Below are 14,163 nucleotides of genomic sequence, written 5' to 3' on the forward strand. Positions count from 1 at the left end.
GGCTCAGCCGCTGCGGCGGCCGAGCCGGTAGGCGCGCAGGAGCTGCTCGGCGCCGTCGGCCAAGTGCTGCGCCGTGTGCGCCAGCGCTATTTCCAGCGACATGGGGGCGGGCGGAATGCCGAGCAGCACGTCGCAGATCCCGTCCTCCAGCAGCATCCGCGCCTCCGGCGCCACGGCGCCGGCCAGCATGAGCACCGGCACCCCGTGCCGCTTGGCCAGCCGCGCCACCCCGTAGGGCGCCTTGCCGCGGCGGGTCTGGCCGTCGATGCGGCCTTCGCCGGTGATGAGAAGATCGGCGCCGGCCAGCGCCGCCGCGACGCCCAGCGCCTCCATGACCAGTGCCACGCCGCTGCGGATCTCCGCGCCCAGGAAGGCGTGCAGGGCCGCGCCGCAGCCGCCCGCCGCGCCGGCGCCGGGCAAGTCGTGCACCCGTACGGCCAGGGTCTCGGCAATCTTGTCCGCATAGTGGCGCATGCCGGCTTCCAGCGTCTCCAGCATCGCCGGCGTCGCGCCCTTCTGCGGGCCGAAGGTGTGGGTGGCGCCCTCGGGGCCGAGCAGGGGGGTGTCCACGTCGGTGGCGGCGATGAGCTGCGCGTCGCGCAGGCGCGGGTCGGCCTGGCTGACGTCGATGCGCGCGATGGCGCCGAGCGCCCCGCCGCCCGGCCCCACCGACTGTCCTTTGGCATCCAGAAAGCGAAAGCCCAGCGCCTGCAGCAGCCCCAGGCCGCCGTCGTTGACGGCGCTGCCGCCGAGGCCGACGATGAGGCGGCGGCAGCCCTGATCCAGGGCGTCGCGGACGAGCTCGCCGGTGCCGAAGGAGCTGGCGCGCAGCGGATCGCGCCGGGCCGCCGGCAGCAGCGGCAAGCCCGAGGCGGCGGCCAGCTCGATCACCGCCGCGCCGTCCGGCAGGATGGCGTAGCCGGCCTCCACCGGCTCGCCCAATGGCCCGTGCACGCGCACGCCGCGCAGCCGTCCGCCGCGGGCGGCGAGCAGGCTGGCCACCGTGCCCTCGCCGCCGTCGGCCAGGGGAAAGCAGCGGATCACGGCGTCCGGCAGCGCGCGCCGGCAGCCGGCGGCGATGGCCTCGGCCACGGCGCGGGCCTCCAGGCTGCCCTTGAAGGCGTCCGGCGCGATGACGAGCTGCAGCGGGCGCTCAGGCCGCGCCATGGCCCCCGCCGCCCGGCGTTTCGATGACGAGCACGTCGCCGGCCCGCACTTCGACCTGCGCCTTGCCCGGCAGCATCTCCCGGCGGCCATCCGCGCGCTCCACCCAGTTGCGCCCGCAGGCGCCGGGCGCGCCGCCGGCCAGGCCGAAGGGCTGCAGCAGCCGGTGGCTGGACAGGATGGCGGCGGTCATGGGCGCGCGGAAGCGCAGGCGTCGGACCACGCCGTCGCCGCCGCGCCGGCGGCCCGCGCCGCCGCTGCCGTGGCGGACGGCGAAGCGCTCCAGCAGCACCGGGAAACGCCATTCCAGCACCTCCGGGTCGGTGATGCGGGAGTTGGTCATGTGGGTCTGCACCGCGCCGGTGCCGTCGAAGTCCGGCCCGGCGCCCGAGCCGCCGCAGATGGTCTCGTAGTACTGCTGCTCGCCGTCGCCGAAGGTGAGGTTGTTCATGGTGCCCTGGCTGCCGGCCAGCACCCCGAGTGCCCCATAGAGGGCGTCGACAATGTACTGGGAGGTCTCCACGTTGCCCGCCACCACCGCCGCCGGATGCTTGGGATTGAGCAGGGAGCCCGCCGGGATGACGATGTCCAGGGGCCGCAGGCAGCCGGCGTTGAGCGGGATCTCGTCGCGCACCAGGGTGCGGAAGACGTAGAGCACGGCGGCCTTGCAGATGGCGGCGGGGGCGTTGAAGTTCCCGGCCTGCTGGGGCGAGGTGCCGCTGAAGTCGATGCGCGCCCGGCGCCGGGCGCGGTCGATGCGGATGGCCACCGCGATCTCGGCGCCGTCGTCCATGCGGTAGCGGAAGCTGCCGTCCCGGAGCACGTCGAGCACCCGGCGCACCGCCTCCTCGGCGTTGTCCTGCACATGCTGCATGTAGGCCTGCACGGTGGCGAGGCCGTAGTGCGCCACCAGCTTGTGCAGTTCCTGGGCGCCGCGGGCATTGGCCGCCACCTGGGCGCGCAGGTCGGCGATATTCTGCGCGGGGTTGCGGGCCGGATGCGGGCCCGCGGCCAGCCAGGCCCGCACCGCGTCCTCCAGGAAGCGGCCCCCGGCCACGATGCGCAATCCCTCGCTCAGCACGCCTTCCTCGTCGATGCGCGTGCTCAGGGGCGGCATGGAGCCCGGCGTGATGCCGCCCACGTCCGCGTGGTGGCCGCGCGAGGCCACGTAGAAGCGCGGCCGGTCGCCGGCTTCGTCGAAGACCGGCGTGATGACGGTGATGTCAGGCAGGTGGGTGCCGCCGGCGTAGGGCGAGTTCAGGAGGTAGACGTCGCCCGGCGCCAGCGCGTGGCCGAAGCGGCGGATCAGGGATTGCACGCTCTCGCCCATGGAACCCAGGTGCACCGGGATGTGCGGCGCGTTGGCGATCAGTTGCCCGGCGCCGTCGAAGAGCGCGCAGGAAAAGTCCAGGCGCTCCTTGATGTTCACCGAGAAGCTCGTGTTCTGCAGGGTGTAGCCCATCTGCTCGGCGATGGACATGAAGCGCCGGTTGAAGATCTCCAGCATCACCGGGTCGGCGCGGGTACCGATGGCCTCCCGGCGCGGCAGGGGGGTGTGACGGGTGAGGATGAGCTCGCCGCGCGCGGTGAGCTCCGCCTGCCAGCCGGGTTCCACCACCATGGTCGAGGTCGGCTCGACGATGATGGCCGGGCCCGGCAGGCGCACGCCGGGCTGCAGGCGGTCGCGCGCGTGGACGGGCGTGTCCTGCCAGGCGCCGGCCACGCAGGTGCGGACCGTGGCGAGCGGGCTGCCTGCCTGCGCTTCGCCGCAGGCCGCGAGCGTCGGCGTCGTCACGGCGGCCGTCTCGCCGACCAGCTCGACGAGCAGCGCCTCTACGAGGCAGGCCTTGTCCGGATAGAGGAAGCCGTAGCGGCCGCGATGCGCGGCCTCGAAGGCGGCCTGCATGGCGGCCAGGGGCCCGAAGTCCACCAGCAGGGCCGTGTCGGTGCCGGCGTAGCGCAGCCGCGCCTTCCGGAGCACGCGGATCTGCGCGGCATCATCGATCCCCTGGGCCTGCAGCTCCGCCCGCCCCTCGGTTTCCAGGGCGGCGAGGTCGGCCTCGAGCTGCGGCATCAGCGCGGCGTCCAGCGGCGCCTCCACCGCGCGCTCGCGCAGCACGCGCTGCTCGGCCAAGCCCATGCCGTAAGCCGACAGCACCCCGGCGAAGGGATGCAGGAAGACGCGCGTCATGCCCAGGGTGTCCGCCACCCGGCAGGCATGCTGGCCGCCGGCGCCGCCGAAGCAGCACAGGGTGTAGCCGGTCACGTCGTAGCCGCGCTGCACGGAAATGGCCTTGATGGCGTCGGCCATCTGTTCCACTGCCACCGTGAGAAAGCCCTCGGCCACCTGCTCCGGCGTCCGCGTGTCGCCGGTGGCGGCCCGGATCTCGTCGGCCAGCCGGGCGAAGCGCTCGCGCACGGTCGCGACGTCCAGCGGCTCGTCGCCGGCGGGCCCGAAGACCCGGGGGAAGAAATCCGGCTGCAGGCGGCCGAGCATCACGTTGCAGTCGGTCACCGTGAGCGGGCCGCCGCGCCGGTAGCTGGCCGGCCCCGGATTGGCGCCCGCCGAGTCCGGCCCGACCCGGTAGCGGCTGCCGTCGAAGTGCAGGATGGAGCCGCCGCCCGCCGCCACCGTGTGGATGTTCATCATGGGCACGCGCAGGCGCACCCCGGCCACCTCGGTCTCGAAGCGGCGCTCGTAATCGCCGTCGTAGTGGGCCACGTCGGTGGAGGTGCCGCCCATGTCGAAGGTGATGAGCTTGTGGAAGCCTGCCTGCGCCGCCGTCTTCACTGCGCCGACGATGCCGCCCGCCGGGCCGGAGAGGATGCAGTCCCGGCCCTCGAAAAAGCGCGCGTCCACCAGGCCGCCGTTGGACTGCATGAAGAGCAGGCGGGTCCCATCGCCCGCCAGCCCGGCCTCCACCTGCGCCACGTAGCGCCGCAGCAGTGGCGAGAGATAGGCGTCCACCACCGTGGTGTCGCCGCGGCCGACGATGCGCATGAGCGGGCTGACCTGGTGGGAGAGGGAGATCTGGGTGAAGCCGATCTCCCGGGCGAGCTCGCCCACCTGCTGCTCGTGCTCGGGATGGCGGTAGGCATGCAGGAAGGCGACCGCCAGCGCGCGGATGCCCGCGTCATAGGCGGCCTGGAGCGCGGCGCGGGCGGCCGCGCGGTCCACCGCCAGCAGCTCCTCGCCCTGGGCGCTGTAGCGCTCCGGCACCTCGATCACGCGCTCGTAGAGCTGTTCCGGCAAGCGGATGTGCAGGGCGAAGATGTCCGGCCGGTGCTGGTAGCCGATGCGCAGCACGTCGCCGAAGCCCGCGGTGGTGACGAAGGCCACCCGCGCGCCGCGGCGCTCCAGCAGCGCATTGGTGCCCACCGTGGTGCCCATCTTCACCGCCTCGATCTCCGCGGCGGGCAGGGGGGCGTCGGCGGGCAGGCCCAGGAGCTCGCGGATGCCCTGCAGGGCTGCGTCGGCGTAGCGCTCCGGGTTCTCCGAGAGCAGCTTGTGCACGAGCAGCGTGCCGTCCGGCCGGCGGGCGACGATGTCCGTGAAGGTGCCGCCGCGGTCGATCCAGAACTGCCAGCGGGGAGCGGGGGCGTGCGTGGGGATGCCGGGGTGCATCTAGATGCCGGTGAAGAGCAGATCCAGGGCGGCAGTGATCTCGTCGCGCCGGTGCTGCAGGGATAACACCCGCTCGCCCAAGGCGCGCTGCGGCACGCCGGCGAGTTCGGGCGTGGACATGACCACCGCCTGTCCTTCGATCTCGAAGCACGGGTTGAGCTGCGCGGCCGCTTGCTCCAGTTCGGCGGCCCGCACCAGCGGCACCACCACTCGGGTGGCCAACCGGTCGAGGAGGTCGGACTGCACGTTCAGCAGATAGGGGACCACCGCGCGGGTCGCCGGGTTGGGGTTGCGGTGCACGTCGAACTGGGCCATCAGAACTGCCGCAGCCCGTCGCTGAAAGCGCCGTGGCGCTCGATGTGACGATTGTAGGCGTCCAGCGCGGCCTGATTCTCCACGAGCCACTGGCTGCGCCGCGCTTCGCGCAGGAGTTCGGCCAGGCGCTCCTCCAGCGTCTGCGAGAGATTGATCTTGAGCGCCCGGGCTTGGCGCAACAGATCGCTGTTGATGCTCAGGTTCACCGGTTTTTTCGGCGCGGCAGGGTCATGAGCGTCGATGTGCATGGGCTGCCCCCTTGGAAGCGTGCGCACAGGCTACGCGCATTGTATGCGCGCTGCAAGCCGGAGCATGACCCTGTGGAAGATGGAGCTGCCCGCCTGTTTGCACCATTGGCCGGCCAGTGCTTTTAGCGATGCTCCGCTCGCACCACCAAGCCGACGGCCCGAAAGAAGAGCTCCAGAAGATGCTCCACCAGTGCCGGCAGCGCCACCTCCCGGTAGCGGGGCGCCTGGTGCAGCAGCTTGGTCAGCAGGGCCTCGCGCAGCATGCCCTGGAAGAGCAGGCTGGCCGCCTTTTCGTCCACGGGCGGGATGCTCCCTGCGGCCGCCATCTCGCGCAGGCCCGCCTCGATGAAATCGGCGAATGGCCGCCAGCGGTGTTCGAAGAAATCCACCACGGTCCCGCTGCCCTCCAGCATGGCGTGCAGTTCCAGGCGCAGGTAGTCGGGTTCCGCGGCCACGCTGCGCGCATAGACCAGGGTGATGCGTTGCAGCACGCTGGCAAAATCGGAGGGTTCCTCCAGCACCGCCGCCACGTAGTCCTCGCGCCGGCAGGCAATGGCGTTGAGCACGGCTTCGTAAAGCGCCTCCTTGGATGGGAAGTGCTTGTAGAGCACGGCCGGGCTGACGCCCACGGCCCTGGCGATCTCGTCCACCGGGACGCCGAAAAAGCCCTTGTCCGAAAACAGCCGCTGTGCCGCGGCCAGAATGCTCTCCCGGCGCGCCGCCGCGCTCAGGCGCCGCCGGGCGGCGGGTGCTTTGGTGGTGTTCATGCACGTTCCTGAAGGGGGCCGGGCGGGCGTCCGCCCGGCCGGGTGCCTCAGCCCTGGGTCTTGCGGATGACGAAGCTGTAAGTGCCTTCCGCTTCCCCGGATTCCACCAGCTCGTTGCCGGTCTGCCGGCAGAAGGCGTCGAAGTCCTTCACCGAGCCGGGATCGGTGGCCAGCACCCGCAGCAGGCTGCCGCCGGCTTGCGCCTTGAGGGCCTTGCGGGTTTCCAGCACCGGGGTCGGGCAGCTCTTGCCGCGTACGTCGAGGGTTTCCGTGTCCATGGTACATCCTCCTGGATTGCCGTCGAAATAACGCCCACTCAGTAAGTGAACGTTATATTACTTATAAGCGCCAGGTCGGATTTGTCAAGTAAAGATGGGCATGGCGATCACCCCGTTTTGCGCTGACCGCCGTCCGCGGCCTTTGCCACGAACAGGGCAAAGCCGCTAAGGTATGCGCCGTGTCCGGCACGGCCGCGTCGGAGATCCGGACATTCCCCAAGCGCTTCGGAATCCGTGTCCATGACTGTCGTCCTGCTTTATCTCGCCACCGGCCTGGGTGCCGGTTTCCTGGCCGGCCTGCTCGGCGTTGGCGGGGGGCTCGTGATCGTGCCGGTGCTGAGCTTCCTCTTCGCCGCCCAGGGCTTTGCCGCCGGCCAGATCATGCATCTCGCCCTCGGCACCTCGCTGGCCAGCATCGTCTTCACCAGCATCGCCTCCCTGCGCGCCCACCACCGCCACGGGGCGGTGGACTGGCGGGCCTGGCGCGGCCTCGCGCCGGGCATCGTGGTCGGCACCCTGCTGGGTACGGTGCTGGCGGCGGGCTTGCCGACCCGGCCGCTGGTGCTGATCTTCGTCGTCTTCGAGTTCTACGTGGCCACGCAGATGCTGCTGGGTTTCCGGTCGCGGCCGGAGCGGCGCCTGCCGGGCCGTGCGGGATTGACGGCGGCGGGCGGGGTGATCGGCGGGGTGTCGAGCCTGGTGGGCATCGGCGGCGGCACCCTGTCGGTGCCCTTCCTGAGCTGGTGCAACGTGCCCCTGCACCGGGCCATCGGCACCAGCGCCGCCCTCGGCCTGCCCATCGCCGTGGCCGGTGCCCTGGGCTACGGGCTCAATGGCATGGCGGCGGAGCGGCTGCCGGCCTACAGCCTGGGTTTCGTCTACCTGCCGGCCTTGGCCGGTTTGGTGCTGGGCAGCGTCTTGACCGCGCCCTTGGGCGCGCGCCTGGCGCATCGGCTGCCGGTAAGCGCCCTGAAAAAGGGCTTCGCTGTTTTGCTCTATACTTTAGCGGTGAGGATGGCTTTTTCCCTGCTTTGAATCCGGAGGAGACCGATGCGTCATCTGCTTTTGGCATTCCTGTTGCTGTTCAGCGCCGGCCATGCCCTGGCGGCGGCCGACTACGAACGTGAGCAGAAGTGGGCCGGCGAGATCAAGGACGCCATCGTGGTGGGCGATCCCGTGTACCTGGAGCAGAAGAACGGCCACAAATTCCTGACCATCTACACCGAAGCGCCCGAGGCCAAGAACGCGGTGGTGCTGGTGCACGGCATGGGCGTGCACCCGGACTGGGGGCTGATCGGCCAGTTGCGCCAGCAGCTCGTGCAGCAGGGCTACACCACCCTGTCGGTGCAGATGCCGGTGCTGGCGGCGGATGCCAAGCCGGAAGCTTATGCGGCCGTCCTGCCCGAGGCCGACGAGCGCCTGCAGGCGGCGCTGGATTTCCTGAAGACCAAGGGCTATGCCCGGCCCGCCGTAGTCTCCCACAGCATGGGCACGCGCATGACCGATCACTTCCTCGCCGCCCATCCCGACGCACCCGTGCAGGCCTGGGTGGCCATCGGCAACTCCCTGGCCTTCCAGGGCGCCGGCAAGGTTCATTTCCCGATCCTCGACCTCTACGGCCAGAACGATCTGCCCGCCGTGCTGCAGACGGCCAAGGCGCGGGCGGCGGCCATCCGCCACCATGCCGGCTCCCGGCAGGTGGCGGTACCGCGCGCCGATCATTTCTTCACCGGCCAGGATGCGGTCCTGCTCAGGACGGTGACGGAGTTCCTGGACAAATACGGCCGGGCGTCAAAGAGGTAGCAGGCAGTCGGCGCGCCGCGCCTCCAGGATGCGGCGATACTCCTCGGGGTCCTTGATCTGGATGAGGTCGCCCGGGCGCGGGAAGTGGAAGTCGTAGAGGCGCGAGAGCCAGAAGCGCAGGGCGGCGGCGCGCAGGGCGGTGGACCAATGCGAGGCCTCACCGGGCACGAAGGGCCGCTCGGCCTGGTAGGCGTCGCACAGGGCCCGGCTGAGCGCCGGGTCCAGCTCGCCGTCCGCGCGCGAGCACCAGGCGTTCACGGTGATGGCGAGATCGTAAAGGTAGAGGTCGTCGGCGGCGTAGTAGAAGTCGATAACGCCGGTGAGGACGTCGCCCTCGAAGAGGGCGTTGTCGCAGAAGAGATCGGCGTGGATGACGCCCTGGGGCAGGTGGCTGGCCCGCTGCCGGCGCTGGTAGGCCAGCTCGTCGTCCAGCAGCGCCTGTTCGGCTGGGCTGAGCCGGCCCGCCAGGGCGCGGGCAGTCTGCGCCCACCAGTGCGGGCCGGTGGGGTTGGCGCGGCGCTGCGGGAAGTCGCGCCCGGCCTGATGCAGGCGGCCCAGCAGCCGACCCACGGCGGTTGCCTGCCGATCGCTGGGCTGCTCCACCGAGCTGCCGGAGAGCTTCTGCACGATGGCCGCCGGCTTGCCGCACAACTGCTGCAGATAGTGGCCCTCGCGGTCAGCGATCGGCTGCGGACAGGGAATGCCGTGCTGCGCCAGATGCGCGGTCAGGTCCAGGAAGTAGGGCAGGTCGGCCGCCGGCAGGCGCTCGAAGATGGTGAGGACGAACTCCCCGGCTTCGGTTTCCAGGAAGAAGTTGCTGTTCTCCACGCCGGCGGAGATGCCGCGCAGGCCCAAGGGGCGGCCGAGGCGGTAGCGCCGCAGGAAATCCTCCAGCGCGCTGGGGCTGACGCAGGTGTAGACGGACATAAAAGCGAGATCAGAATTCGAAGATCACCCAGCGCGGTATGACGAAGTTTTCATCCAGGGTGCTGCGGCGGGTTTCGAAGCGGCCGTCGCCGTCGGTGTCCAGCAGGTAATAGGGCGGTAGCGGCTTGGGCGGCGTCACCTTGACCATATACAGGCGGCCGCGGATGCGGTACTCCTCGACCTCGCTGCCCGGCGGCGGGGCAATGGTCACCTCGGGCTCCAGGCTCTTGCCGGGGGCCAGGTCCTGCGCGGCGGCGGGGCCGGCCAGCATGGCGCCCAGCAGGAGGAAGATAGGCAGAAAACGCATGTCGATGAGCCTCGAAAACGGTTTCATTTCATCATAGCACGATTGCCGCGCCCCGGAACTACAGGTTGATCAGGGCCTCGATCTCCGCCGCCGATGGCTCGAAGCCGCGGTATTCGTAATGCTGGAAGATGGCCTTGACGACGTCCTCCGGCTCGTCCAGCACGGTGAACAGATCCAGGTCCTCGGGACTGATCATGCCCTCCCGGATCAGCGTGTCCTGGAACCAGGCCACCAGACCCGCCCAGAACTCGCTGCCCACCAGGATGATGGGCATGCGCCGGCTCTTGCCGGTCTGCACCAGGGTCAGCGCTTCGATCACCTCGTCCAGGGTGCCGAAGCCGCCGGGCATGACCACGTAGGCCGCGGCATACTTGACGAACATCACCTTGCGGGCGAAGAAGTGGCGGAAGTGCAGGGAAATGTCCTGATAGGAGTTGTCCTGCTGCTCGTGCGGCAGCTGGATGTTGAGACCCACGCTGTAGCCCGAGCCCGAGAAGGCGCCCTTGTTGGCCGCTTCCATCAGGCCGGGGCCGCCGCCGCTGACCACGGAGAAGCCGGAATCGGCCAGCAGCTTGGCGATGCGCTCGGTTTTCTCGTAGTAGACGTGCCCGGGCGGAATGCGCGCCGAGCCGAAGATGCTGACGCTCGGTTCGATCGGCGCGAGCTTCTCGTAGCCGTTCACGAACTCGGTCATGATCTGCAGCACCTTCCAGGGCTCGCGGGTGAGCACTTCCTCGTACTTCAGGCCGGACAGCGCATTGGAAAAAACGCCTGGACGCATGAATGACCTCTCTGCCCCAGCTATTGGGAATGGTGTTTTCCCGCTATTATGGCGGAAAATTTTCCGGAACCCTAGTCTGATGAAAGAAACGCCCATCGTCCTGATCGACGCCTCCAGCTTTCTGTACCGCGCCTTCCACGCCATGCCCGACCTGCGCAACCGCGTGGACCTGCCCACGGGGGCCATCTACGGCGTGGTCAACATGCTGCGCAAGCTGCTGCGCGAGCGCGATCCGCGCTTCGTGGCGGCGGTGTTCGACGCCCCCGGCCCCACCTTTCGCCACGAGCGCTTCAGCGACTACAAGGCCCAGCGCCCGGCCATGCCGGACGACCTGACCCGGCAGATCCCCTACATCCATCAGATCATCCAGATGTCCGGCATTCCGCTGCTGCAGATCAGCGGCGTGGAGGCGGACGACGTGATCGGCACCCTGGCGCGGCGCTTCGCCGACCAGGGTCGCGACGTGCTCATCATCACCGGCGACAAGGACATGGCGCAGCTGGTGGACGGCCGCATCCAGCTCCTGGACACCATGAGCGAACGCTACAGCGACGCCGACGCCATCGAGGAACGCTTCGGCGTGCCGCCGTCGCTGATCGTCGACTGGCTCACCCTGGTGGGCGACGCGGTGGACAACATCCCCGGCGTGCCCGGCGTCGGGCCCAAGACCGCCAGCAAGTGGCTGCAGCAGTACGGCAGCCTGGACGCGCTGGTGGCTCACGCCGATGAGATCAAGGGCAAGGCCGGGGACAATTTGCGCGCTTGCCTGGCGCAGTTGCCCCTGTGCCGCGAGCTGGCCACCATTCACACCACGCTGGAACTGCCGCTTGGCCTGGAGGACCTGCAGCGCCGCGCGCCCGAGCAGGAAGGCCTGCGCGAACTCTTCCGGCAGCTGGACTTCCAATCCTGGCTGCGCGAACTGGAGCAGGGGCAGCCCGCGGCCGTGCCGGTGCGCCCGGCCGATGCCGAGCCCATCGATCGCGAGCGCTACCGCGGCATCTTCACGGAACAGGAGCTGGACCAGCTGCTGGCCGCCTTGGAACAGGCGCCCTGGGCCGCCGTGGATACCGAGACCACCAGCCTCGACCCCAACAACGCCGCTTTGGTGGGGCTGTCCTTCGCCTGGAAGACGCCGGGCGCGCCCTGCCCGGAGGCGGTCTACATTCCAGTGGGCCATGACTATCTGGGCGCACCGCCGCAGCTGCCGCTCACCCGGGTGCTCGATACCCTGCGGCCCTACCTGGAGAGCCCCGAGCGGCCCAAGATTGGCCAGAACCTCAAGTACGACCTGCGCGTCCTCGCCCGCCATGGCATCCGCCTGGGCGGCATCGCGCGCGACACCATGCTGGAGAGCTACGTCCTGCAGAGCACCGCTCACAGCCACGACATGGACACCCTGGCGGAGCAGGTGCTGGGCCATCGCACCATCACCTTTGCCGAGGTGGCGGGCAAGGGCAAGCAGCAGATCAGCTTTGCTCAGGTGCCGGTGGAGCAGGCCGTCGCCTACGCCGCCGAGGACGCGGACGTCACTTGGCGCCTGGACGAGTGCCTGTGGCCGCAATTGGAGGCCGAGCCGCGCCTGAAGGCGCTGTTCCGGCTGGTCGAGATGCCCCTGGTGCCGGTATTGGCCCGCATGGAGAGCACCGGCGTGCGCATCGACCCGGAGCCTCTGCGCATCCTGAGCGAGGAGCTGGCCGCCGCCATGCAGACGGTCGAGGCCCAGGCGCACGCCCAGGCCGGGCAGCCCTTCAACCTGAACTCGCCCAAGCAGATCCAGGAAATCCTCTTCGACAAGCTCAAGCTGCCGGTGCAGAAGAAGACGCCAGGCGGCGCGCCGTCCACCAGCGAGGAGGTGCTGTCCCAGCTGGCCGAAAGCTTCGACCTGCCACGCCTGATCCTGGATTACCGCAGCCTGGCCAAGCTCAAGAGCACCTATGCCGACGCCCTGCCGCGCATGATCGATCCCGCCACCGGCCGCGTGCACACCAGCTTCCATCAGGCGGTGACCTCCACCGGCCGGCTGTCCTCCTCCGATCCCAACCTGCAGAACATCCCGGCGCGCACCGGCCAGGGCCGCCGCATCCGCCAGGCTTTCGTGGCGGCGCCGGGCTGCCTGCTGGTGAGCGCCGATTATTCGCAGATCGAGCTGCGCATCATGGCCCATCTGTCCGGCGACGCGCGCCTGCTGGCCGCCTTCGCCCACGGCGAGGACATCCACACCGCCACCGCCGCCGAGATCTTCGGCGTGCCCCCCGCCGCCGTGGATCCGGAGCAGCGCCGCCGCGCCAAGACCATCAACTTCGGCCTCATCTACGGCATGAGCCCTTTCGGCCTGGCGCAGGCTCTCAAGATCGAGCGCAACGAGGCGCAGCGCTACGTGGACCGCTATTTCGAGCGCTACCCGGGCGTGCGCCGCTACATGGACGAGATGCGCGCCATGGCGCGCGCGCAGGGCTATGTGGAGACCTTCTTCGGCCGCCGCCTCTACGTGCCGGAGATCAATTCCAGCAACGCCAACCGCCGCGCCTACGCCGAGCGTACCGCCATCAACGCTCCCATGCAGGGCACGGCGGCGGACCTGATCAAGCTGGCCATGATCGCCGTGGATGCCTGGCTGCAGGAGGACCCGGGCCGCGGCCACATGATCCTGCAGGTGCACGATGAGCTGGTGCTGGAAGTGCCGGAAGCGCGGGTGGACGAGGTCAAGGCGGCATTGGTCAAGCGCATGACCGGCGTGGCCGAGCTGGCGGTGCCGCTGGAGGTGTCGGTGGGGGTGGGGTGCAACTGGGATGAGGCGCACTGATCCATGGTGCCGTGGCGTGCGGCGCAGGCGCGGCTTCCGCCGCGAAGTGGGCCGGACAGTCGCAGGCTGGTCCCGCGCTTGCAGAAGCGAGCAGGCTCGCTCCTGCGGCAACCTGCTTGCGCGCGCACCGTGCCGGGTGCGTGGCCGCGTCCCGCTCGCCCTGGCCTTTGACTCGGCACGCCGCTCACAGGTGGGGTAGGTTGGGCTGAACTGGTGCTAAAGCGGAGGCCCCTCCGTTGTCCCGCCCTGCGGGCCGCTTGCGCAGCTCGCTACGCTCAAACAGGCGTTCGCTCGTTGCTGCCGCCCCTGGCGGCAGCAACGAGCTGGCTCGCGATCCATTGTGCCGATGGGGAGGCAATCGCGAGCGAGTTCGCCCCTGCATCTCCCGCCGGTCCTGTGCGGCTCAGCGGGACAATGGGGGTGGAAAAACCAAACCCCTGACCCCGCTGTTGCCACCGGCTGCAGGAGCGAGCTCGCTCGCGATAAAGGTCGCGGCCGGCCACCCTGGGATCGCCGGCCAGCCCGCCCCTGCCTTCCCGTGAACCATCGCGGCCGGTTCGCCGTCGGGTGATCGATGGGCACCGCGTCTGGCTAGCCCCGGACACCCTCTCCCGTGGTGAGCGGGCAGGATGAGGGGGCGGCACGGCCGCCTGGGACCATGCGGCTGGCCCGCCGCAGGAGCGGGCAGGCTCGCGGTTGCCGGTCAACAAGCCGGTCGCGGCCGGTCCCTTTCTGCGTGCGCTGAAGCCCCGCATCCCAGCCCATGTGCGCGATGCACCCGCCCACAGATGCTATTATCCCTAGGGTCTGTTCTCAATCAAGCCAACCAGACGATGGAACAAGCCAGATGGACGAACGACAGGAAGGAGTGGGCGAGCTTGTCGTAACGCGTGGCGATGCGTCTGAATTGCTTGATGCGAGCGAAGAAACGCTCGATCAGATTGCGGCTCTTGTAGATATGCCGGTCGAACGAGCGGGGGTTGAGTCGGTTGGAACGCGGCGGGATTACCGCCTGACCGCCCTGCGTCGTAATTGTTTCGACGAAGGCATCCGAATCGTAGCCCTTGTCGGCCACGATGAATTCGGCCGGCTGATCCTGGATCAGTGCTGCGGCCTGTTCGATGTCGGCGACCTGACCTGCCGAG

At 69.6% G+C, this 14,163-nt stretch carries 13 protein-coding genes; 3 read left to right on the top strand and 10 right to left on the bottom strand.

The features are described 5' to 3' along the window. Positions 1-3 precede the first annotated feature (3 nt). The 6 genes from G579_RS0109880 to G579_RS0109905 form a co-directional block, all read right to left on the bottom strand. Entirely contained in the window at positions 4-1,167 is a 1,164-nt protein-coding gene (locus G579_RS0109880; RefSeq protein ID WP_211218710.1) for a glycerate kinase family protein, read from the bottom strand. After that, positions 1,154-4,789 carry a hydantoinase B/oxoprolinase family protein gene (locus G579_RS0109885; RefSeq protein WP_051181359.1) on the bottom strand — a complete coding sequence of 1,212 codons (3,636 nt, stop codon included), beginning with the start codon at positions 4,787-4,789 and terminating at the stop codon, positions 1,154-1,156. The genes G579_RS0109880 and G579_RS0109885 overlap by 14 nt, the downstream gene beginning before the upstream one ends. Then, a complete protein-coding gene (locus tag G579_RS0109890; RefSeq protein WP_028990056.1) occupies positions 4,790-5,104 on the bottom strand; it encodes a CcdB family protein in 315 nt (104 codons plus the stop codon). After that, on the bottom strand, positions 5,104-5,352 hold the full coding sequence (locus G579_RS0109895; RefSeq protein WP_028990057.1) for a type II toxin-antitoxin system CcdA family antitoxin: 249 nt from the start codon (positions 5,350-5,352) through the stop codon (positions 5,104-5,106). The genes G579_RS0109890 and G579_RS0109895 overlap by 1 nt, the downstream gene beginning before the upstream one ends. A 122-nt stretch (positions 5,353-5,474) precedes the next feature. Then, positions 5,475-6,119, bottom strand: a complete 645-nt coding sequence (locus G579_RS18310; protein ID WP_028990058.1) for a TetR/AcrR family transcriptional regulator — start codon at positions 6,117-6,119, stop codon at positions 5,475-5,477. Between the two features lie 47 nt (positions 6,120-6,166). Next, positions 6,167-6,397, bottom strand: a complete 231-nt coding sequence (locus G579_RS0109905) for a sulfurtransferase TusA family protein (protein WP_028990059.1) — start codon at positions 6,395-6,397, stop codon at positions 6,167-6,169. A gap of 240 nt (positions 6,398-6,637) precedes the next feature. Here G579_RS0109905 and G579_RS0109910 point away from each other — a divergent pair, with 240 nt between their 5' ends. Both G579_RS0109910 and G579_RS0109915 read left to right on the top strand, forming a co-directional pair. After that, a complete protein-coding gene (locus G579_RS0109910) occupies positions 6,638-7,432 on the top strand; it encodes a sulfite exporter TauE/SafE family protein (protein WP_028990060.1) in 795 nt (264 codons plus the stop codon). 15 nt (positions 7,433-7,447) lie between these two features. After that, positions 7,448-8,200, top strand: coding sequence for an alpha/beta hydrolase (locus tag G579_RS0109915; RefSeq protein WP_038019313.1), 753 nt, complete (start codon positions 7,448-7,450; stop codon positions 8,198-8,200). Here G579_RS0109915 and G579_RS0109920 read toward each other — a convergent pair. From G579_RS0109920 to G579_RS0109930, 3 genes are read right to left on the bottom strand one after another with little or no spacing between them, the layout of a single operon-like run. Next, positions 8,189-9,127, bottom strand: coding sequence for a homoserine kinase (locus G579_RS0109920; RefSeq protein WP_028990062.1), 939 nt, complete (start codon positions 9,125-9,127; stop codon positions 8,189-8,191). The two genes, G579_RS0109915 and G579_RS0109920, sit on opposite strands and share 12 nt — an antisense overlap. Positions 9,128-9,137: 10 nt before the next feature. Further along, positions 9,138-9,434, bottom strand: coding sequence for a DUF2782 domain-containing protein (locus tag G579_RS0109925; protein WP_038019316.1), 297 nt, complete (start codon positions 9,432-9,434; stop codon positions 9,138-9,140). Between the two features lie 58 nt (positions 9,435-9,492). Continuing rightward, the gene (locus tag G579_RS0109930; protein WP_038019318.1) at positions 9,493-10,215 is read right to left on the bottom strand and encodes an LOG family protein; all 723 of its coding nucleotides are present in this window, start codon (positions 10,213-10,215) and stop codon (positions 9,493-9,495) included. A gap of 79 nt (positions 10,216-10,294) precedes the next feature. On the opposite strand from G579_RS0109930, the gene polA reads away from it, so the two are divergent. Continuing rightward, entirely contained in the window at positions 10,295-13,018 is a 2,724-nt protein-coding gene (gene polA, locus G579_RS16945) for a DNA polymerase I (RefSeq protein ID WP_038019321.1), read from the top strand. Between the two features lie 817 nt (positions 13,019-13,835). On the opposite strand, the gene G579_RS0109945 is transcribed toward polA, so the two are convergent. Then, positions 13,836-14,163, bottom strand: a 328-nt coding sequence (locus G579_RS0109945; RefSeq protein ID WP_028990065.1) for an IS5 family transposase, incomplete at its 5' end; no start/stop codon positions are given.

This window comes from Thermithiobacillus tepidarius DSM 3134, assembly GCF_000423825.1.
GTDB lineage: Bacteria > Pseudomonadota > Gammaproteobacteria > Acidithiobacillales > Thermithiobacillaceae > Thermithiobacillus > Thermithiobacillus tepidarius.